The organism is Paenibacillus sp. Soil522 (assembly GCF_001428245.1).
GTDB lineage: Bacteria > Bacillota > Bacilli > Paenibacillales > Paenibacillaceae > Pristimantibacillus.
The window spans coordinates 89,561-109,861 of the sequence record NZ_LMRV01000013.1; the positions used below are offsets into that span (position 1 = coordinate 89,561).

Genomic DNA, 20,301 nt, shown 5'->3' on the forward strand with positions numbered 1-20,301 from the left:
TTTAATACATCGGAAATTTCATGAAATAAATGATCGCGATATACAGCACCAGCACGATGATGCTCATTATACGTGCTTTGTTAATATGTGCGCTTGCGCTTTTGCCTTCTTGAATGGATGCGACTACAAGCTTAAGCGGCTTGGAAATAATTCCGCCCAGTGCGGCTATACCAAGGAAAAGCACCATAATAATAACCATCCATGCAACGCTGTAGTCATCCTGGGACATTAAATAACCACCCGTTAGAAGTTGCAGGACTAGAAAATACTGCGCAACCCGATTTGCCGAGAGCAGACCCTCCGCCAGACCCCCTTGCCCAGCGCCAGCGAGCTTGGATGCTCTTCCTACCATGATAGGCAGCACGATATAGAATCCCATGCCTGCTGCACCTATCACGTGCAATAACAACATTACATTAAACATTATTACTCCTCCTGTTTTGGCAAAGCGTACTCAACGATTCGCTATTGCCAAAATTATATATAACAAATAGTTTATCAGAAACGAGATTTTTTTCAAATGACTACGCCCACAATCCGGCGGTTTGCAGGCATTTTCGCGAAATTCATTCCGAATCGTTCCCGAAATTTTCACACATAGGCGTTTATCACGCCCTAATCCCTGCTGCTGGGCAGCTCTAAGCTTTAAAACCGTACTTGCTCATAACCCCATGAATAGCGAAGTAGGTGACCTCTTCCGGCAAAGCGTCTTTTATCGGCCGCAGCTTTTCATTCCCGAGCTCGCCGACCGCTTGTACGATCAGCTGCTCGTATTCCGCAGGTATGATACGGCTCCAATCAACCTCCTCGCCCTCATCGGCGCAGCGAATGATATGTCCCTCAACCGTCACCCTGCTTAATCCGCGATCCTTCGCAATCTCATCCGGCTCTTGACCGGCTTGGAAGAGCGCAAGTGTAGTCAAATGGCTCGGCTGCTCGTCGCTAGCCGCTCTCTTGCTGGATGCTGAAGTTTCCTTAGGCGCTGCCGTAAAGCTTCCTGTCGCCTTGCCTTCGCCTCCGAACGAATGGATGATGGAGAGAAGTCCGTCTCCGTACTTTTCCGCTTTCGCCGATCCGATACCCTTTACGGTCAGCAGCTGATCCGCCGTTTGCGGCTGAACATTAGCAATTTCTCGAAGCGTCGCGTCAAAAAACAGCATAAACGGCGGCACGCCTTCCACAGCAGCTTTTTCTTTGCGCCATTGTTTAAGCGCTTCGAATAACGGCGAGACAGCCGCATTATCGTTAGAAGCCGATTGCCGGACAGTCGCTCGAACTCTTTGCATGATCGATTCACGGCCTTCCAGTACCGGAAGCGCGTTTGCCGTTAAAGAGACGACCGGATATTGCCCTTCGCTAAGCTTTAAGTAGCCTTCCGATACGAGCCAATAAAGCCAATCCGCAATTTCCTTCTCGGGCAAATGACGCATAAGGCCGTAGGTGGACAAGCGGTCCAGCCCGAATTCAAGCAGACGTTTGTCGCGTGAGCCCTTCAACACCTTGGCAGCCATCGTAACGCCGAAGCGGCCTTTCATCCGGCCGACGCAGGAGAGCGCCATTTTCGCTTCCTCCGTCCGATTAACAGGCTCGCTTTTATCGAGGCAGCTGCTGCATTTGCCGCAAGCCTCTACGCCGGTCTCGCCGAAATAATCGACGATAAACTGCTGCAAGCAGCGCTGTGTCCGGCTATAATTCATCATCGTATGAAGCTTGGAGAGCTGAATCGATTTACGTTCCGTATCTCCGGTGCCCTGCTCGATCAGGAAACGCTGAACCTGCATATCGGCAGGCTCGAACAATAGGATGCATTCGCTTTCCTCTCCGTCCCTGCCCGCGCGGCCGGCCTCTTGGTAATACGATTCTATGTCGCCGGTCATTTGCCAGTGCAGCACATAACGGACGTTCGGCTTATCGATGCCCATGCCAAAAGCATTCGTCGCGACCATGACGCGTATATCGTCGAAACGGAATTTTTCCTGCGTTTCCGCGCGCTCGGCGTCCGACAAGCCTCCGTGATATTTGCCTGCTTGAATGCCTCTGCGCGCAAGCTGCTCATATACGTTCTCGACTTCTTTTCTTGTTGCAGCATAGATGATGCCCGACTGCTCCTTACGCCCCGCTGCAAAGCTCTCAAGAAACTTCTTCTTGTCCACGCCTGTAACGACGGAGAGCGATAGATTGGGCCTTGCAAAGCCAGTCACAAACACGCTCGGATCACGAAGTTTAAGCATATTTGAAATATCGGCCGCTACCTCGTTCGTTGCCGTAGCCGTAAACGCGGCCACAAGCGGCCGATCCTTCATCCGCGCTATCCACCCGGAAAGCTGGCGATAGCTTGGGCGGAAGTCATGTCCCCACTGGGATACGCAATGGGCTTCGTCAATCGCAATGAGCGGGATGGACAGCTGCTCGGATAAGGACTGGAACATTGGCGCATCGAGTCGTTCAGGCGCAACGTACAGCAGCTTATACTCGCCCATCATCGCATTTCGCATGACATCGCGATACTCCGCCGCTCCTAACGAGCTGTTTAGAAACGCGGCAGACACCCCTACCCGTCGCAATGCGTCGACCTGATCCTTCATGAGCGATATGAGCGGCGAAATAACAAGTGAGGTGCCCGGCAGCAGCATCGATGGGATTTGATAACAAATCGATTTCCCGCCGCCGGTGGGCAAAATAGCCAGCGTGTCGCGTCCTTGCAAAATGCCCGATATGATACCCTCCTGCCCTTTGCGGAAAGTGTCATAGCCGTATACCCGTTTCAAAGCTTGTCTCGCTTGTTCGATCAACGATCATCCCTCCTGCACTTAAAGGTTCCTGATGCAAAAATAAACAGGAGGACCCTGGCAGCATTCTGTCAGGGTCCTCCCAAACGCATTCATTTATATAAACTGCGTCATAGCAATCGTTTGCTTATTAGCCTGTTACAACTTGAATCACGTTACGAACGGATTGAGCGGATTTATCAAGCGCAGCTTTCTCTTCAGCAGTCAAATCAAGCTCAAGCACTTTCTCGATGCCGTCGCCGCCAATGATGGCTGGTACGCCCATGAACAGGTTGTCATAGCCATATTCGCCTTCAAGATAAGCGATTACCGGAATAATCCGTTTTTTGTCTTTCAGGATTGCTTCTGTCATTTGCACGAGTGAAGCTGCAGGCGCATAATACGCGCTGCCGTTACCAAGCAGATTAACGATTTCGCCGCCGCCAACGCGAGCGCGTTGTACGATTGCTTCAATGCGTTCTGCTGGAATAAGCTTCTCGATCGGAATGCCGCCAACGTTCGAGTAACGAACGAGCGGAACCATGTCGTCGCCGTGTCCGCCAAGCACGAAGCCGCGAACGTCTTCAACGGATACGTTCAGCTCTTGTGCAATAAATGTGCAGTAGCGAGCTGTATCAAGTACGCCGGATTGGCCGATTACGCGGTTTTTAGGGAAACCAAGCGTTTGGAATGCCGCGTAAGTCATTGCATCAACCGGGTTGCTTAGGATGATGACATAAGCGTTAGGACTTGTTGCTTTAATGTTTTCGCAAACGGATTTCACGATGCCGGCGTTAGTGCTGACAAGGTCGTCACGGCTCATGCCCGGTTTACGAGCGATACCGGCAGTAATGATAACGACATCTGATTCTTTCGTGTCGTCATAGTTCGAAGTACCGATAATATTTGCATCTACGCCAAGGACAGGAGTCGCCTCGAGCATATCGAGCGCTTTACCTTTAGTTGGATTTTCAAGCGGTGCGATATCAACAAGAACAACATCGCCCAGTTCCTTTTGTGCAAGCATAAGAGCAGTAGTCGCGCCAGTGAAGCCAGCACCTACGACAGTAATCTTTTTACGTTTAATCGCCATCTTGTGTAAAACCTCCCGTAACATTGCTTATTTTTGAAGGGGAGACCCCTTTGACCCCCATTTTTGCTTTTAGGCCAACCCTAAGTGCTTTTCGAACCCTCCTAAATCCTCCCTTCCAAGGGAGGACCCCGAGGCGCTGCGCCCTCTGGACACCTGCGAATTGGAAGAACGAAGGAGCTATACAGGCGCGAGCTGGACACTTTTGAGCAAGGATCGCTTTCGTCCCTGCGGGACACGCTTGCAGTTGGTTCGTGCAGCGGAATTTGTCCCTGCGGGACGTTAATTCCTTGAGGGTCAAACGGTTCCCTTGTTTTACTAAGAGATTAAAGATTAAAGATTAAAGATTAAAGATTGGACTACATGTTTTTGATGATTTCGTCTGCGAACGCGGAGCACTTAACTTCAGTTGCGCCTTCCATCAAGCGAGCGAAGTCATAAGTAACTGTTTTGTTGTTGATTGATGCTTCCATACCTTTATAGATAAGGTCAGCCGCTTCTTGCCAGCCTAGGTGCTCAAGGAGCATTACGCCGGAAAGGATTACGGAGCCTGGGTTTACTACATCAAGGTCAGCGTATTTAGGAGCTGTACCGTGAGTTGCTTCGAAGATTGCATGTCCAGTCAAGTAGTTGATGTTCGCGCCTGGAGCGATACCGATACCGCCGACTTGTGCAGCTAGAGCGTCGGACAAGTAGTCGCCGTTCAGGTTCAAGGTTGCGATAACATCAAAATCAGTAGGACGAGTAAGTACTTGTTGCAAGGCGATATCCGCAATTGCGTCTTTAACGATTAGCTTGCCGGCAGCTTCAGCTTCTTTTTGCGCTTTGTTTGCAGCATCTGTGCCTTCAGCTTCTTTAATGCGGTCGTATTGACCCCATGTGAAAGTCTCGTTAGCGAATTCTTGTTCAGCAACCTCGTAACCCCAGTTTTTGAACGCGCCTTCTGTGTATTTCATGATGTTGCCTTTGTGTACAAGGGTAACGGATTTTTTGCCGTGCTTGATTGCATATTCAATCGCTGCGCGAACAAGACGTTGTGAGCCTTCTTTCGATACTGGCTTAATGCCGATACCGGAAGTTTCAGGGAAGCGGATTTTGTTAGCTCCCATTTCTTTTTGCAGAAACTCGATTACTTTTTTCACTTCTGCAGAGCCTTCTTGATACTCGATACCTGCATAGATATCCTCAGTGTTCTCACGGAAGATAACCATGTCAACAAGCTCAGGACGTTTAACCGGGGATGGAACGCCTGTGAAATAACGTACAGGACGCAAGCAAGTGTAAAGATCAAGCTCTTGACGAAGCGCTACGTTCAATGAACGAATACCGCCGCCGATTGGCGTTGTCAAAGGTCCTTTAATCGCTACGATATACTCACGGATTGCAGTAAGTGTATCAGCAGGCAACCACTCGCCGAACTCGTTGAATGCTTTTTCGCCGGCAAACACTTCGTACCAAGCGATTTTTTTCTCGCCGTTATAAGCTTTTTCTACCGCTGCATCTAGTGCGCGTTTCGAAGCTTTCCAAATGTCGCGGCCTGTGCCGTCGCCTTCGATGAAAGGTATGATTGGGTTGTTAGGTACCTGTAGTACGCCGTTATCAATTGTGATTTGCTCGCCTTCTGTTGGAAGCGCGAATTTTTCGAACTGAGCCATGAATGAAATCCTCCTAAAATAGTACCTGCTTATATGCAAGTATGAGTTATTTTAACTTAATTAGCAATTAGCGCTTCTCGATCGGAATGTACTTCGCATTAACCGGTCCAACATAATCGGCACGCGGACGAATCAGGCGGTTATCCTGATATTGCTCAAGGATATGCGCGCACCAACCGGATACACGGCTGATTGCAAAAATAGGTGTAAACAGGTCGCGTGGAATCTCAAGCGTCGTGTAAACGGAAGCGGAGTAGAAGTCAACATTTGGCTTCAAGCCCTTTTGTCCTGTTACCAGCTCTTCGATTTTAACAGACATTTCGTAAAGCTCCATGTTGCCTGTCAGCTTGCCGAGCTCGCGGGACATTTTTTGCAAATGCTTCGCGCGTGGATCGCCGTTTTTGTATACACGGTGACCGAAGCCCATAATTTTGTGTTTGTTCGCAAGCGCGTTGTTAATAAAGCTTTCAACGTTAGCTGCCGAACCGATTTCTTCCAGCATCACCATAACGGCTTCGTTCGCACCGCCGTGAAGAGGACCCTTCAAAGCTCCGATTGCGGACGTTACGCCTGAATAAATGTCAGAAAGCGTAGCAACCGTTACGCGTGCCGCAAATGTCGAAGCGTTCAATTCGTGGTCAGCATGAAGAACGAGCGCTTGATCAAGTGCCTTAACCGCCACTTCAGCAGGCTCGTTTCCTGTAAGCATATATAAGAAATTATAAGCGATCGATACACCTTGCTTTGGAGCTACCGGCTCTTTGCCTTGACGAATGCGTGCGAAAGCAGCAATAATCGTTGGCAGCTGTGCTTGCAATTTAATGGCTTTAAGTTGATTTGCCTCTGGAGTCATATCGTTAGCGGAGCCGTCGTACAATGCTAGGCTGGAAACCGCAGTACGAAGAGCAGCCATCGAGTTTGTGTCTTTTGGATATAGCTTAATTTGATCAAGCACGCCCTCAGGAACCGCTGCATATTGATCCAGTTGCTTCTGCAGTCCATCTAGCTCGGAACGATTAGGTAATTTACCGTACCATAGCAGGTATGCGACCTCTTCAAAACTTGCATTTTCCGCGAGATCGTCAATATCAATACCACGGTATGTCAACACGCCATCAATTATTGAGCTGATGGACGAAGCTGCGGCGACAATTCCTTCCAGACCTTTAGTTGCTGTCATCGTTCTCTCTCCTTTAACTTGGGTATCGTTTACATAATTAAGCATTCTTTGTACCATCACCTTTAATCATAAATGATTTCGGCAGTGAAGTGAACAAATACAGACATAAAAATGCTTTATCGGCGTCATTAATATTTTTTTCGCTTATTATTTCACCACATCTTGTCATATGCTCCAGCCTGCATTTTTCCCTATTCGCTCCATTTTTAGCCGTGGCATAAAGTATTTTTACAGAAGTGAATATAATGGTAAAATGTCAAAAAGAGAACTTACAGAGCAAAACTTGCTGCATTGGAGGCACTACATGACAGAACAACGCATCGGTATTATTGACATTGGCTCCAACTCGGTCCGGCTCGTCGTATACGAGCGGACAGCAAATGGTGCTCATCGCGTGTCTGATAGCAGCAAACGGCCTGCCAGATTAAGTGAACGCATTGACGAGAACGGCCGTATCTCTGGGACAGCAATCGATGAGCTAATCGACACGCTGACGCATTTTACTATGATCTGCACACATAATCATACCAGCCATATTCGGGCAGTTGCTACGGCTGCCGTTCGAAATGCTAATAATCGTTCCGAAATACTGGGTCGGATCAAAGCGGAAACAGGCTTGACCATCGAATTGCTCTCTGGCGAGGACGAGGCTTCCTATGGCTTTCTCGGCATGATCAACTCACTGACTATTCGGGACGGCTTTCTAATCGATATCGGCGGCGGAAGCACTGAGCTGTCTTTATTTCGCAACCGCGCGCTCGTCCGTTCCGTGTCCTTTCCGTTTGGATGCGTAAATCTCAACAAACGATACGCTGCAAAGGGCATGCTGCAGGACGATGCTCTGAAGTCGCTTGAGACATATGTATCAGAAGCCGTCCGGAACGAACCGTGGATCGGAGAAACGCCAGGCATGCCGCTCGTCGGAGTAGGCGGCACCGTGCGTGCACTTGGCAAAATGCATCAAGCGGCCTATAAATACCCTTTCCCGCAAACGCATAACTATCCGATAACAGGTGAGCAAGCCGATATGCTGTTTCATCAAATGCGCAAGCTGCCGCTGGACAAAAGGCGTAAGCTGCCGGGCTTGTCCAAAGACCGCGCCGATGTCGTAGTCCCCGGCGTAGCTATATTACGCGTACTGTTTCGGGCGACCAAGGCCGCATATTACCGCATTTGCGGCGCGGGCCTGCGGGATGGCTTGTTCCATGCGACACGATTTCCGAATCATCCGAAGCAGGTCGATGTGCTGAAGTACAGCCTTACTAATTTGAGCGCCCTGCATCCGGAAGCACCGAAGCAGCATGTACTGCAGGTCAACCGAATATCGCTTGAGCTCTACGATGCCCTGTACTATTTGCAGCCATTGCCGCTGCAAACGAGGGTGCTGCTTGATGCGGCGTCACAGCTGTTTCGAATCGGTGCCTCCATCGATTATTACGAATATGCAAGACACTCCTTCTACCTCATCATCAACTCCCATTTGAACGGGCTTACGCATCGGGAGATGATTATGACGGCAGCTATTGCTTCTTACAAAAGCAAAGGCCGTGCTCGTCAGCACATTTCCGAATATAAGGAGCTGCTTAATAAGTCCGATCTGGATGTCATTTATAAGCTTGGCGCGCTGCTGCAGCTGTCGACTGCACTGGATCGAACGGAAACACAGGCAATCGCACAGCTAAATGTCCAATTATCCGGCAATCAACTGCTCCTGCGGCCAATCAAACCACGCGGTACGCTCGATGTCGAGCGCCGCGAGGTGGAGGAGCTTGGCTCCGAATTCAAGAAGCTGTGGGGAGTAGCGCCTAGTCTGGACTATACGGCTACCCACGTCCCTTCCACGACGATATAACCTTCGCCTCGAATTGACTGCGGAACGGCTGCTTATTTTCACTGGAAATGTGTTCATAAGTGCCGTTCGCCTGCAGCTCGCGGGCCTTCACATTATCATCAATATTAAGATGAAGCATCTTGATCAGTATTTGTCTGAGAGTCGAATCGAATACCGGACAAATGAGCTCGATTCGCCTTGTCAGGTTACGAGTCATCCAATCCGCGCTCGACAAATAAACTTCCTCTTCCCCTCCGTTATAGAAGTACATAATTCTCGCATGCTCGAGGAACCGGTCAACGATGCTGATGACCTGAATATTTTCGCTGCGCCCCGGTACTCCCGGCCGCAAGCAGCATACTCCGCGGACGATAAGCACGATTTTCACACCTGCCTGAGAGGCTTCGTACAGCTTGTCGATCATTTCTTGATTCGATAACGAGTTCATTTTGGCGATAATGCGCGCCGGCTTTCCAGCGATTGCATTCAATCTTTCCCGATCAATGAGCCGGTACAGCTTTTCCTTCAAATCCGCTGGCGCAACGCCGAAAGCTTTCCACTCGTAAGGGGAGGAATAGCCGGTTACTTCGTTAAATAGAGCCGAGGCATCTCCGCCGATAATAGGATGTGAAGTAAATAGTCCGATATCCGTGTACAAGGTAGCCGTATTGTCATTGTAATTGCCGGTTCCAACATGCACATAGCGACGAAGCGTACCCTGCTCGCGCCGAACGACGAGCAATATTTTTGCATGCGTCTTTAAACCGACGAGGCCATAAACGACATGACAGCCCGCCTTCTCCAGCTGGCGCGCCCATGCGATGTTTCGCTCCTCGTCAAACCTCGCTTTTAGCTCGACAACGACCGTTACCTGCTTACCTGCTTCACCAGCCTTAGAAAGCGCTTGAACGAGCGCGGATTGCCCGCTGACGCGGTAAAGCGTCATTTTGATAGCTAATACGTCTGGATCATAAGCTGCCTGCATGACAAAATCATTGACGGCTTCAAACGACTCGTATGGATGATACAACAGTACGTCGCGCTGACGGATAACCTCGAACATGTCGTCTGTTTCATCGAACTCCCTCGGATACACAGGCTCAAGCTTCTCATAACGCAAATTTTCATTTCCTGGCACAGCACCCGCAAATTTCAGCAGAAAGCTCAGATCGAGCGGACCGTCGATTTCAAACAAATTATCCTCGATCTCCAGCTCTTCTGTGAGCATTTCGAGCGCATAAGGATGTATGCCCTTAGCAACCTCAAGCCTAACGGGAATTCCCCAGCGGCGGCGGCGCAGCTCCTTCTCGATTTCCTCGAGCAGATCCTCCGCATCCTCCTCGTTCAACGTAATGTCCGCATCTCGTGTCAAGCGAAACGGGTTCACCGAAAACGGTATATAACCGTTAAACAACGTGTTGATAAACTGTTCAATCAAATCCTCAAGAAGCACAAATTCCGTCTTCTTGCTGTTAATTCTTCCCGGAACGGGTACAAATCTCGGCAGGATAGAGGGTACCTGTACAATCGCAAACAGCGGCTCTTCCTCTGCCTTCTCCCCCTCTTCTCTTAGAAGCACCGCCAAATACAGCTCTTTCGTATGAACGAGCGGAAACGGTCTGCTCTGATCGACTGCCATCGGCGTCAGTACTGGAAATACAATTTCATGAAAATAATCGAAGACCGCCTTGGTCTGCGATACATTGAGCTCTTCGATCGAGCGAATAAATATACCTTCACGGCTTAATCCGCGAAATACTTCTCTGTATGTGCGGTATTGATCATGTACCATTTGTGTTGCACGCTTAATAAGCCTTTTCCAAAGCCCAGGCGGCGTGTAGCCGGTAAAATCGGTTTTCGTCAAGCCGGCTCTCATCTGCATTTGGATGCCTGCAACTCGTACGCTCATGAATTCATCCAGATTGCTTGAAACAATCGCTAAAAACTTAGCTCTCTCGAGCAAAGGATTGTTTAAATCCTGAGCCTCTTGAAGAACTCTTCGGTTGAATTCGATCCAACTTAAGTCACGGTTTACATAGTTGGACAAAAGCTTGGTCATTTCTCACGCCTCCTGAGTCAATTACGATATATGTCTATTTTATTATGAAGGATGACTATTATTTCCATGTTAACCTTTTGTAAAGGTCACGTAAATATTAGAACCTTCCTATTCTAAAATTACCGTTTCGCATTCTTTTTTCAATCCATTGCAGCATGATTTGCCTATAATAGATACGGGACGCGGGAATTAGCAGCGTAATGCCCACTATGTCAGAAATAAATCCAGGCATGAGCAGCAAAATACCCCCGGCAAGCACACAAAGACCGTCTAATAGCGTTTGACCGGGAATTTGCCCCGCTTGCATTTGCTGCTGAGCCTCTCCCCAAACTCTGCGTCCTTCCGTCCGAGCCAGATAAGCGCCTGCCAACCCCATAAGTATAAGTATAAAAAAGGTATTCCAACCGCCAATCCAGCTGCCAACTTGAAAGATCCCCCAAAGCTCTACAATCGGAACGACAATAAACACAGCCAACAGCCATTTATACATGATTCGACATCTCCTTCAACGTTTGCACAGCAAACTTACTGCATATTAATAGGCTTCGTTTGCGCAGCAAACTTATTTTGTGCGAAGCAGTTCATAGAGCTCTGGCATCACTTTGTTTATGCGAGCCGGCTGCCACAGCTGATTTACCCATACGTGCTTGGTCCCGCCTTCGACTAATAGCTCCCCTGGAAGCTGTTTGCCTGCTGCAAGCTCTGAGGCATGGAAATCAGAAAGGGCTACCCTTCTGACCTGCGACTCAAAGGAAACGCGTACCGGCGAGAATTCTGCTACCCGCGTACATACAAGAACGGTATCGTCATAACGCGCAGGGAGCACATAACGGCATTGCAAGTCGACGACCGGCAGCAGCAAGCCACAGTCCTCAATTGTTTTATAGTCGTAGCCTGCATTTCTTATCCATTCTGTACGTCCAATTTCAAACCAAGTTACATAATTTCCGTGAAAGACGACAGCCATTTGATCGGTTTCCTGATAACGAACGCGAAGCGGATGCATATACCAACTGGAAGCTGAATGCATGAATGTTCCTCCCAAAGCCTTTTTACGAATAGCTTAAATACAACATGTAAGATTAGCAAAAAGCGACGGTGAGATCACCATCGCTTTAGCTTTCGAAACTATATAGTTGTTAAAGTGACAGTCTAATTACAGTACTTTCGATTGACCGTGATAGATCACGCCAGTCTCGCCGTAAATAGTCACTTCCATGCCATCCTCAAGAATATCTGTCGCATTTGCAATGCCGAGGATAACCGGGATTCCAAGGTTCAGGCCTACTACTGCAGCATGGCTGGTAATTCCGCCTTGCTCCGTAATAACCGCACCAGCTTTCTCAAAAGCAGGCATATAATCTTTGTCTGTAGAGATCGCAACCAAAATGGAGCCTTCAGTCGTTTTCGCGATTGCTTCCTGCGGTGTACGCGCTACAACGATTTTACCGATAGCCGTTTGGCTGCCGATGCCTTGTCCTTGTGCCAAAAGCTCACCAATGTGGTGAATTTTGATAAGGTTTGTCGTGCCGGCGCGGCCGACAGGAACGCCAGCTGTTATAACGACTGTGTCGCCCAAGCTAAGGAAGCCTGTGCTCATGCCGCCTTTTACAGCATTTTCAAACATTGCGTCCGTCGTATCCGCATCTGGACCCAGCACAGCGAATACGCCCCAAATGAGAGAAAGACGACGCAATACCTTCTCATCTGTCGTTACCGCGATAATAGGAGCCTTAGGCTTGTACTTCGATACCATGCGGGCTGTAAAGCCGCTTTTCGTAGAGGTAATGATCGCTTTCGCACCCAAATCGAGCGCGGAGTTAGCAACAGCTTGGCTGATTGCTTCCGTAACCGATGTTTGCTGTGCATTAGCTTGCTTTGTAAAAATTTCACGGTATTCCAAAGCCGCTTCAGCTCGCTCAGCGATACGAGCCATCGTTTGTACCGATTCAGTCGGATATCTGCCTGCAGCTGTTTCGCCGGATAGCATGATTGCATCTGTTCCGTCAAAAATCGCATTGGCTACATCGCTCGCTTCTGCGCGGGTCGGACGCGGGTTGCGCTGCATGGAATCCAACATTTGTGTAGCCGTAATAACGGGCTTACCAACGCGGTTACCTTTTTTGATCATGTTTTTTTGCACGAGCGGAACTTCTTCGGCTGGAATTTCAACCCCGAGATCGCCACGCGCTACCATCAAGCCGTCTGAAACCTCAAGAATCTCATCGAGATTGTCTACGCCTTCTTGGTTTTCGATTTTGGAAATGATTTGAATATGGCCGGCATTGTGACGCTCAAGAAGCTCACGGATTTCAAGCACGTCGCTCGCTTTGCGCACGAAAGAAGCTGCAATGAAATCTACGCCCTGCTCGATACCGAATACGATATCATTCGCATCCTTCTCGGTAATACCAGGCAATGAGATTTTCACTCCAGGTACGTTAACGCCTTTTTTGCTTTTAATCGGACCGCTATTCACGATACGGCATACGATTTCAGTTCCTTTAACCTCTTCAACCGTCAATCCAATCAAGCCGTCATCGATCAAAATCGTTGAGCCGACCGTTACATCGTTTGGAAGATTATTGTACGTAATCGGAACGCGGTTGCGGTCGCCCAAAATTTCTTCCGTAGTAAGCGTGATAGTATCACCTTGATTCAATTCGATTGGCTCTTCCTTCAGCTTGCCAAGACGAATTTCAGGTCCCTTCGTATCAAGCAAAACCGCTACCGAAGTTCCGAGCTCAGCATTTGCTTGGCGGATATTTTTGATGCGGTTACCATGCTCTTCGAAATCTCCGTGGGAGAAGTTAAGACGGGCAACGTTCATGCCTGCTTTGATTAATTTCTTTGTGTTTTCCAACGATTCGCTGGATGGACCGATCGTACAAACGATTTTTGTTTTACGCATGTTATAGTTCCTCCGTATATTGCCTGATATTCTATTTTAAACTTACATGACCTCCTGCTGCTTGTACAGCGGAATAGTCAATTTCACATAACATTTACTGAACCGAAGGCGCAGCTTCCGTCGACTGCACGCGGGATTGATTCGTCCCGTTTGCCGCTTCGCCAATATTGGCTACTTTAGCTGCCGCGCTTTGCACTTCGAGCGGCCGCTCAACAATTTTGAACTGGCCGACCTTACGGAATTTATTATAGCGGTCCTCGATAAGCTCTTCTGCGCTCATTTGCATAAGTTCCTGCAAATGATGCCATATCTTATCCTTAATCTGTTCCGATTGGAAAGCTAAATCCTTATGAGCGCCCCCTTGCGGTTCCGCTACGATATCCTCGATAACGCCAAACTCAAGCAAGTCCTTTGCCGTAATTTTCATCGCTTCAGCGGCTTGGTCCGCTCGGGAAGCATCCTTCCATAGAATGGATGCTGCACCGTTTGGAGAAATCGCGGAATAAATCGCATTTTCCAGCATTAGAACGCGGTTGCCCACGCCTAAAGCTAACGCGCCGCCGCTGCCGCCCTCACCAATAACGATACAGATGATAGGCACACCGAAACCGGCCATTTCCCGCAGGTTGCGCGCAATCGCTTCCGATTGTCCGCGCTCCTCGGCGGTTTTGCCCGGGTATGCGCCCTTCGTATCGATAAAGGTAATGATCGGCCGCTTAAACTTGTTGGCTTGCTCCATGAAGCGAAGCGCCTTACGGAAGCCCTCAGGGTGAGGACTGCCGAAAAACCGGGCGATATTCTCACGCGTATCCTTACCGCGCTGATGGCCGATTACAGTAACCGGAACACCGTTAAGCTTCGCCAGTCCTCCAACAATAGCAAGATCGTCCGCAAACAGACGATCACCGTGCAGCTCCATGAAATCGGTAAACACCGTTTGAATGTAATCAAGCGATGTCGGACGCTGATGATGGCGCGCCATATGCATTTTTTGAGCTGGCGTCAATTCACTGTACATCTCTTCTTCCAGCTGCTTGCACTTCTTCTCTAAACCTGATATTTCTTCAGAGAAGTCAATGCCCTTTTCCACGCTTAAGCTTTTAAGCTCGGTAATCTTCTGGCGCAAATCATTCAGCGGTTTTTCAAAAGGCAACTCACCCGCCATAGGATGTTTCCTCCCTTACGCAATGCATATCGAGCAGCTTTGCTAACGTAGGCTTCATGTCTTTGCGGTGTACGACTTTATCCAATTGGCCATGCTGCAAATTAAACTCGGCCGTCTGGAAATCATCAGGCAGCTTCTGGCGGATCGTTTGTTCGATGACAATCCGTCCGGCAAAGCCGATCAATGCGCCGGGCTCGGCCAAATTGTAATCGCCCAGGCTCGCGAAGCTCGCTGAGACTCCACCTGTAGTAGGATCGGTAAAAATCGAAATAAACAAACCACCGGCTCCCTGAAATTTCGAGAGCGCTGCGCTCGTTTTGGCCATCTGCATCAAGCTTAAAATGCTTTCCTGCATGCGGGCGCCGCCAGATGTAGAGAAAATAAGCATCGGCAGTTGCTTCGTATGAGCCGCTTCGATCGCTCTAGTAATCTTCTCGCCAACGACAGAACCCATACTGCCGGTAAAGAAATCAAAGCTCATAACCGCTACGACAACCGGAAAACCGCCGATCATGCCTTCTCCAGTTACCACAGCTTCCCGCAGGCTTGACTTACTCTTCTGCTGCTCAAGCTTGCTGGCATAACCGGGGAAGGATAGAGGATCGACGGATTCCATATCCGCATCGTATTCTAACAAATACCCTTCATCAAGGGTCAATGCAATACGCTCCCATGCGCTTAACCGATGATGATGGCCGCAGGATGAGCATACTTTTAAATTCTTTTCCAATTCTTTGCTGTACTGAATGGTGCCGCATTTGGAGCACTTATTCATCAAGCCCTCTGGCACTTCCCTCTTGCGGGGTGCCGAAGGTATCGTCGCATATTTCTTCTTCGTAAATAAGTCCTTTATTTGCACGTGTGACACCTCTCAAGGCGCAATAGTATAGAGCAGTCCATCATAATGGACGCATAATAGAGTTGAATACTTCTTGAACTTCCTCCAACTCGCCAGACGGAACTAGTATCTCGTATTGCTGTTTGGACAGATTGACAGAGCGGATTTTCACTAAAAACCCTTCCTCTGTTAGCCGCTTCTTGATGTTATCTGCGATTTTTGCTGTTGGTGCGATATAAATGACCGTCCACATCATGGTACCTCCTGAAAACTTTGCAGCCGCAAAGTTCACTTACTAAGCATAGCTATCCCGGTAACAGGCCATATGATCTCATAATGATACCATAGTCATGGGGAATCCGGCAAATCATATCGGATCGCTTTCGGGTCCTGGTGTGCAATTCTTGCCGATGCAGCGGCGGCCAATCCAGCGACCAAGTCATCCAGAAACACATGAATGCGTTCGCCCTTCAAATTCAATTGACGAATAATACCGGGTTTTACTTTATCTAAATATCCGAAGCTCGTCAATCCAATCATTCCATAAACATTCGTAATGCCGAGCGCCAGCGTCTCATCGACGCCGTAGAGCGACTCATCGGTTTCCATAATGGACTGCAGGGGCTCCGGCAGCAATCTCCGCTCCGCTAATTCATCAAGGGCTATGCCTGTATACATGACATACTGCACCTCTCGCTTACCAAGCACCGCTCTTACGCTTTCCTCACATTGTTCCATCGTCAAATCGCCGTTATAGGGACGCTGCAGAGTATAAACAATCTCCGTTATGTCGTCGACTGATACTCCTCGTCTTAAGAGCCATTTCTCGATTCCTGTCATAGGACCCATCCCTCCCGTAACTGCTTGTACGTTTATCTTGGAAACATTAGCGTGAACAGATGACATTGTCCTAAGGCGAAGCCCGTTTTCCGCGGGCTCCATTGCCATCGTCACTTGTATCTCTAAACATATGCGCGAACAAGCCCTGACGTGCATACGAAATACATTTGTTTACGAGATTTTACGAAAGGAATAGATCGACATCGCATTTAATCGCTTATTTTTCTTTATTTCACAACGATTGTGCCTGCTCCCAGCAGCTGCTCGACGGATGCAATGAGCTGTGGCGAAGGCTTTACCCGATAACTGCCGCTAAGCGCAATCGACTTTTGTCCCTGCACATAAAATAACACGGTATCAAGCTGACCGGCGTGCCCTGCCAGAAGCCCTTTAAGCTGCTCAAGTATAGCAGGCTCTTCATTCTGTGACATGATTTTGATATATACGCGCTGCGGCTTGCGTTCAGATGAGGCCGACCGGCCCTGTTCATGCCCGTGGCGCGCCTCAGCGCCTCCTGAAGCATTTTCAGAAGGAGCCTTATCCGAATTTCCGGTAATATTCGGACGCTGAACTTGTACGGCTTGACCTTGTGCATTTTGCGCGCGGCCCTGTGAAGACGCTCCGCCTGTACTTGCATTGCCGCCTGTGCTGCGCGCTGCGCGAGCTTGCGCCTGCTTTTGCAAACGTCTTACCTGCCCCGCAAGATCCATTTCCGCATGGTCAATCGGCACGCAATCCTCAACGATCAGCTTATAATCATCATCCTGCTGTTGAACAGTAGCCTGAATAATCGCTAAGCCGCCTTTCTCAAGCTTGCTTCCGATCCGCTTCCAAATAGTTGGGAACACGACGGCCTCCACGCGCATAATGCGATCCTCCAGCTCCAGAAAACCCATCGCGAGACCTTTCTTGTTCGTGAAGGGTTTAAGCGATACGATCATGACGCCAACAATGGCGATTGCACCGTCCTTCGCATCGCTTAGCTCAACCAACCGATCGAGGCCTAGCGGGGCAAGCTGCTGCTCGGCAGCATCGAGCGGATGGCCCGATAAATAAAGACCCAGCAGCTCCCTTTCAAAATCCAGCTGCTGCCCTGTCGTATAGGGGCGAATATCAGGAAGCTCGACATCCCAGTTCTGAACCTCGTCAAGGCCGAACATTTCGATTTGCAGCTCCTCTCGCTCCTTTCGCCATTTGACCGCAGCCTCGACCGTCTCCTCAAGCGCGCCGAGCAGCTGGGCGCGATGCCCAGGCAAACAATCCATAGCTCCCGCTTGAATGAGCGACTCCAGCACACGCTTATTCACGACGCGCAAATCTACACGCCTGCACAGATCCAGAAGACTTTCGAAGGGCCGCTCGCCGCGCTCCTTCTGAAGTGCTTCGATTGCCTGCGTACCGACGTTCTTGATCGCCGCTAGTCCGAAGCGAACGGCATTCTGGGCCGGCGTAAAGGATACGCTGCTTTCATTCACGTCAGGCGGCAGCACGGCAATGCCCATGCGGCGGCATTCATCGACGTATTCGGCCGTTTTCCGCTGGTTTCCGGTCACTGAAGCCAGCATCGAAGCCATAAACGGAACAGGATAATTTGCCTTAAGCCATGCTGTCTGGAAAGCAAGCACGCCGTATGCCGCCGCATGCGCCCGAGGGAAGCCATAATCGGCAAATCGAACAATCATATCATATACGTGATTTGCATCAAGCTCCGAATAGCCTTGCGCAAGGCTGCCCTTTACAAAATGCGCCCTCTCCTCATCGAGCACCTCACGCTTCTTCTTCGAGACGGCGCGGCGCAGCAAGTCCGCTTCGCCAAGCGAGAAGCCTGCCATCAAGGATGCGATTTGCATAATTTGCTCCTGATAGACGATAATGCCGTACGTATCTGACAGAATGGGCTCTAGCGAGGGATGCGGGTATTCGACTGTAACCATCCCATGCTTGCCTTGAATATATTTTGGAATAAACTCCATAGGACCCGGCCGGTACAAAGCCAGCACCGAGACGATATCCTCGAACTCAGTCGGCTTCATGTCCTTCAGAACACGCCGCACGCCAGCGGACTCAAGCTGGAATATACCAGTCGTATCGCCGCGGCTTAACATTGCGTATGTCGCAGGATCAGAGTCGCTGATCGTGTGGAAGTCGATAACCTTGCCGTACTGCTCCTTTACAGCGCGCAGCGTTCGTTCTACTATCGAAAGCGTCCGCAAGCCGAGAAAATCCATTTTGAGAAGACCGATTGACTCTAAATGCTCCATCGAATATTGCGTGAGCGGAATCCGCTCGCTGCCGACCTGAATAGGCGTATAGTGGGTAAGAGGCTCTTGAGAGATGACGACTCCTGCGGCATGCGTGGAAGCATGCCTTGGCATCCCTTCCACCTTTAAGGCCATCTTCATCATTTCCGCCGTCTTCGGCTGCCGTTCGCTCGCATCACGCAGCTCGCTGCTGATGCGATGCGCTTCCGCAAGCGTAATGCCAAGCTGATTCGGAATGAGCTTCGCCGCACGATCCACCTCTTGAAACGGTACGTTCATAGCCCGCCCTACATCCCGCACGGCAGCTTTAGCCGCCATCGTCCCGAACGTAATAATTTGCGCGACATGCTCTTCTCCGTATTTGGCAGCAACATAAGCAATAACCTCATCACGGCGCTCGTCATTGAAGTCGATATCGATATCGGGCATCGAGATCCGCTCCGGGTTAAGAAACCGCTCGAACAAAAGCTTATATTTGAGCGGATCAACATCCGTTATGCGAAGCGTGTATGCGACCAGGCTTCCCGCGGACGAGCCTCTGCCGGGGCCCGTGCGAATGCCCCGTTCATGCGCAAAGCGGACAAAATCCCAAACGATCAAAAAGTAGTCGCTGAATCCCATCTTATCGATGACAGAGAGCTCATACTCCAGCCGCTGCTCCGCCTTCTGCCGGTAGCCGGAATCGGCCGCCCATTCAGGCAGTCCGGCATATCTGGCGGTCAAGCCGTCACGGCAAAGCGTCATTAAATAATCGGATGAGCTCATTCCCGCAGGCACCGGCCTGAATACGGGCAGAGCGGCTCGGCCCAAGGTCAGCTCTAGCTCGCATTTATCCGCGATTTCTGCCGTATGCGCCAGCGCTTCAGGAACATGCCTGTACAAAAGCGCCATCTCGTCAGCGCTTTTCATGTACATCTGATCCGTCAGCATGCGCATCCGGTCGGTATCATCAATCGTCTTGCCCGTTCCGATGCATAGCAGCACATCCTGTACGGCAGCGTCCTCCGCCCGTAGGTAATGGACGTCATTTGTCGCCGCCAGCTTAATGCCCGTCCCGCGGGCAAGCTTTATCATTTCGGCAGCCACCTTCTTCTGATCCAGAAGTCCGTGATCCTGCAGCTCCAAATAAAAGTCATCTCCGAAAATATCTTTGTATCGCAAAGCGCTGGCTCGCGCTTCATCCGTCCGGTCATGCAATAAATGCTGGGATATTTCGCCGCCCAAGCAGGAGCTTAAGCAAATCAGCCCTTCCGAAAGCTCCCTTAGCACCTCCAAATCAACGCGGGGCTTGTAGTGGAAGCCTTCCAAATGGCCTATGGAGCAAAGCTTCATGAGATTCCGGTAGCCCGTTTCATTTTTGGCGAGCACGATCAAATGATAGATCGGATTATCCTTGCGCGTCCCTTTCTCAAAACGGGAACCGGTCGTCATATAAAGCTCGCAGCCGATAATCGGTTTAATGCCGTGAGCGCGGCAAGCCTTATAAAAGGGGATTGCCCCGTACATGACCCCATGATCGGTCAACGCAAGCGCCTTCATGCCCAGCTCCGCGGCTCTCGCGGTTAGGTCGCGGATTCTCGCGGCACCGTCAAGTAGGCTATATTCGCTGTGTACGTGCAAATGCACAAAAGATTGTTCGTTATGGCCGCTCATCGCATCCGTTCCTTTCCGCTTCGTCCAAATAAGTTAACTCTATTTTATCA

The 20,301-nt window shown here is 49.8% G+C and carries 15 protein-coding genes; 1 reads left to right on the forward strand and 14 read right to left on the reverse strand.

Going from position 1 to position 20,301, the window contains the following annotated elements:
• Nucleotide 1: 1 nt before the first annotated feature.
• The 5 genes from ASG81_RS03320 to citZ form a co-directional block, all read right to left on the reverse strand.
• Nucleotides 2-424: a hypothetical protein gene (locus ASG81_RS03320; RefSeq protein WP_056629187.1), complete on the reverse strand. Its 423-nt coding sequence runs from the start codon at nt 422-424 to the stop codon at nt 2-4.
• A gap of 214 nt (nt 425-638) precedes the next feature.
• Nucleotides 639-2,792, reverse strand: a complete 2,154-nt coding sequence (recQ, locus tag ASG81_RS03325; protein ID WP_056629190.1) for a DNA helicase RecQ — start codon at nt 2,790-2,792, stop codon at nt 639-641.
• A gap of 127 nt (nt 2,793-2,919) precedes the next feature.
• Entirely contained in the window at nt 2,920-3,861 is a 942-nt protein-coding gene (mdh, locus tag ASG81_RS03330) for a malate dehydrogenase (protein WP_056629192.1), read from the reverse strand.
• A 356-nt stretch (nt 3,862-4,217) separates the two neighbouring features.
• Nucleotides 4,218-5,513, reverse strand: a complete 1,296-nt coding sequence (gene icd / locus ASG81_RS03340) for an NADP-dependent isocitrate dehydrogenase (RefSeq protein ID WP_056629197.1) — start codon at nt 5,511-5,513, stop codon at nt 4,218-4,220.
• Between the two features lie 67 nt (nt 5,514-5,580).
• Nucleotides 5,581-6,693, reverse strand: coding sequence for a citrate synthase (gene citZ / locus ASG81_RS03345; RefSeq protein WP_056629199.1), 1,113 nt, complete (start codon nt 6,691-6,693; stop codon nt 5,581-5,583).
• Nucleotides 6,694-6,997: 304 nt separating this feature from the next.
• Here citZ and ASG81_RS03350 point away from each other — a divergent pair, with 304 nt between their 5' ends.
• A complete protein-coding gene (locus ASG81_RS03350) occupies nt 6,998-8,545 on the forward strand; it encodes a Ppx/GppA family phosphatase (protein WP_056629201.1) in 1,548 nt (515 codons plus the stop codon).
• On the opposite strand, the gene ppk1 is transcribed toward ASG81_RS03350, so the two are convergent.
• The 9 genes from ppk1 to ASG81_RS03395 form a co-directional block, all read right to left on the reverse strand.
• Complete coding sequence (gene ppk1, locus ASG81_RS03355; RefSeq protein ID WP_056629203.1) at nt 8,517-10,583, reverse strand: polyphosphate kinase 1; 2,067 nt, start codon at nt 10,581-10,583, stop codon at nt 8,517-8,519. The two genes, ASG81_RS03350 and ppk1, sit on opposite strands and share 29 nt — an antisense overlap.
• A gap of 97 nt (nt 10,584-10,680) precedes the next feature.
• Nucleotides 10,681-11,073 carry an FxsA family protein gene (locus ASG81_RS03360; protein ID WP_056629205.1) on the reverse strand — a complete coding sequence of 131 codons (393 nt, stop codon included), beginning with the start codon at nt 11,071-11,073 and terminating at the stop codon, nt 10,681-10,683.
• A 72-nt stretch (nt 11,074-11,145) separates the two neighbouring features.
• Nucleotides 11,146-11,613, reverse strand: a complete 468-nt coding sequence (locus tag ASG81_RS03365) for an acyl-CoA thioesterase (RefSeq protein ID WP_056629208.1) — start codon at nt 11,611-11,613, stop codon at nt 11,146-11,148.
• A gap of 126 nt (nt 11,614-11,739) precedes the next feature.
• The gene (gene pyk, locus ASG81_RS03370; protein WP_056629210.1) at nt 11,740-13,494 is read right to left on the reverse strand and encodes a pyruvate kinase; all 1,755 of its coding nucleotides are present in this window, start codon (nt 13,492-13,494) and stop codon (nt 11,740-11,742) included.
• A gap of 94 nt (nt 13,495-13,588) precedes the next feature.
• Nucleotides 13,589-14,659, reverse strand: a complete 1,071-nt coding sequence (locus ASG81_RS03375; RefSeq protein ID WP_081417097.1) for an acetyl-CoA carboxylase carboxyltransferase subunit alpha — start codon at nt 14,657-14,659, stop codon at nt 13,589-13,591.
• Nucleotides 14,649-15,518: an acetyl-CoA carboxylase, carboxyltransferase subunit beta gene (gene accD / locus ASG81_RS03380; protein ID WP_056629212.1), complete on the reverse strand. Its 870-nt coding sequence runs from the start codon at nt 15,516-15,518 to the stop codon at nt 14,649-14,651. The genes ASG81_RS03375 and accD overlap by 11 nt, the downstream gene beginning before the upstream one ends.
• A 40-nt stretch (nt 15,519-15,558) precedes the next feature.
• A complete protein-coding gene (locus ASG81_RS03385) occupies nt 15,559-15,750 on the reverse strand; it encodes a hypothetical protein (RefSeq protein ID WP_053374720.1) in 192 nt (63 codons plus the stop codon).
• A gap of 95 nt (nt 15,751-15,845) precedes the next feature.
• The gene (locus ASG81_RS03390) at nt 15,846-16,337 is read right to left on the reverse strand and encodes a phosphatidylglycerophosphatase A family protein (RefSeq protein ID WP_056629214.1); all 492 of its coding nucleotides are present in this window, start codon (nt 16,335-16,337) and stop codon (nt 15,846-15,848) included.
• A 227-nt stretch (nt 16,338-16,564) separates the two neighbouring features.
• A complete protein-coding gene (locus ASG81_RS03395; RefSeq protein WP_056629216.1) occupies nt 16,565-20,251 on the reverse strand; it encodes a DNA polymerase III subunit alpha in 3,687 nt (1,228 codons plus the stop codon).
• Nucleotides 20,252-20,301 lie beyond the last annotated feature (50 nt).

Coding starts and splice junctions, on each gene's coding strand:
- ASG81_RS03320 (WP_056629187.1), bottom strand. CDS start 424: ATGTTTAATGTAATGTTGTTATTGCACGTGATAGGTGCAGCAGGCATG.
- pyk (WP_056629210.1), bottom strand. CDS start 13,494: ATGCGTAAAACAAAAATCGTTTGTACGATCGGTCCATCCAGCGAATCG.
- ASG81_RS03385 (WP_053374720.1), bottom strand. CDS start 15,750: ATGTGGACGGTCATTTATATCGCACCAACAGCAAAAATCGCAGATAAC.
- ASG81_RS03365 (WP_056629208.1), bottom strand. CDS start 11,613: ATGCATTCAGCTTCCAGTTGGTATATGCATCCGCTTCGCGTTCGTTAT.
- ASG81_RS03360 (WP_056629205.1), bottom strand. CDS start 11,073: ATGTATAAATGGCTGTTGGCTGTGTTTATTGTCGTTCCGATTGTAGAG.
- citZ (WP_056629199.1), bottom strand. CDS start 6,693: ATGACAGCAACTAAAGGTCTGGAAGGAATTGTCGCCGCAGCTTCGTCC.
- ASG81_RS03350 (WP_056629201.1), top strand. CDS start 6,998: ATGACAGAACAACGCATCGGTATTATTGACATTGGCTCCAACTCGGTC.
- icd (WP_056629197.1), bottom strand. CDS start 5,513: ATGGCTCAGTTCGAAAAATTCGCGCTTCCAACAGAAGGCGAGCAAATC.
- ASG81_RS03375 (WP_081417097.1), bottom strand. CDS start 14,659: ATGGCGGGTGAGTTGCCTTTTGAAAAACCGCTGAATGATTTGCGCCAG.
- mdh (WP_056629192.1), bottom strand. CDS start 3,861: ATGGCGATTAAACGTAAAAAGATTACTGTCGTAGGTGCTGGCTTCACT.
- ASG81_RS03390 (WP_056629214.1), bottom strand. CDS start 16,337: ATGACAGGAATCGAGAAATGGCTCTTAAGACGAGGAGTATCAGTCGAC.
- ppk1 (WP_056629203.1), bottom strand. CDS start 10,583: ATGACCAAGCTTTTGTCCAACTATGTAAACCGTGACTTAAGTTGGATC.
- ASG81_RS03395 (WP_056629216.1), bottom strand. CDS start 20,251: ATGAGCGGCCATAACGAACAATCTTTTGTGCATTTGCACGTACACAGC.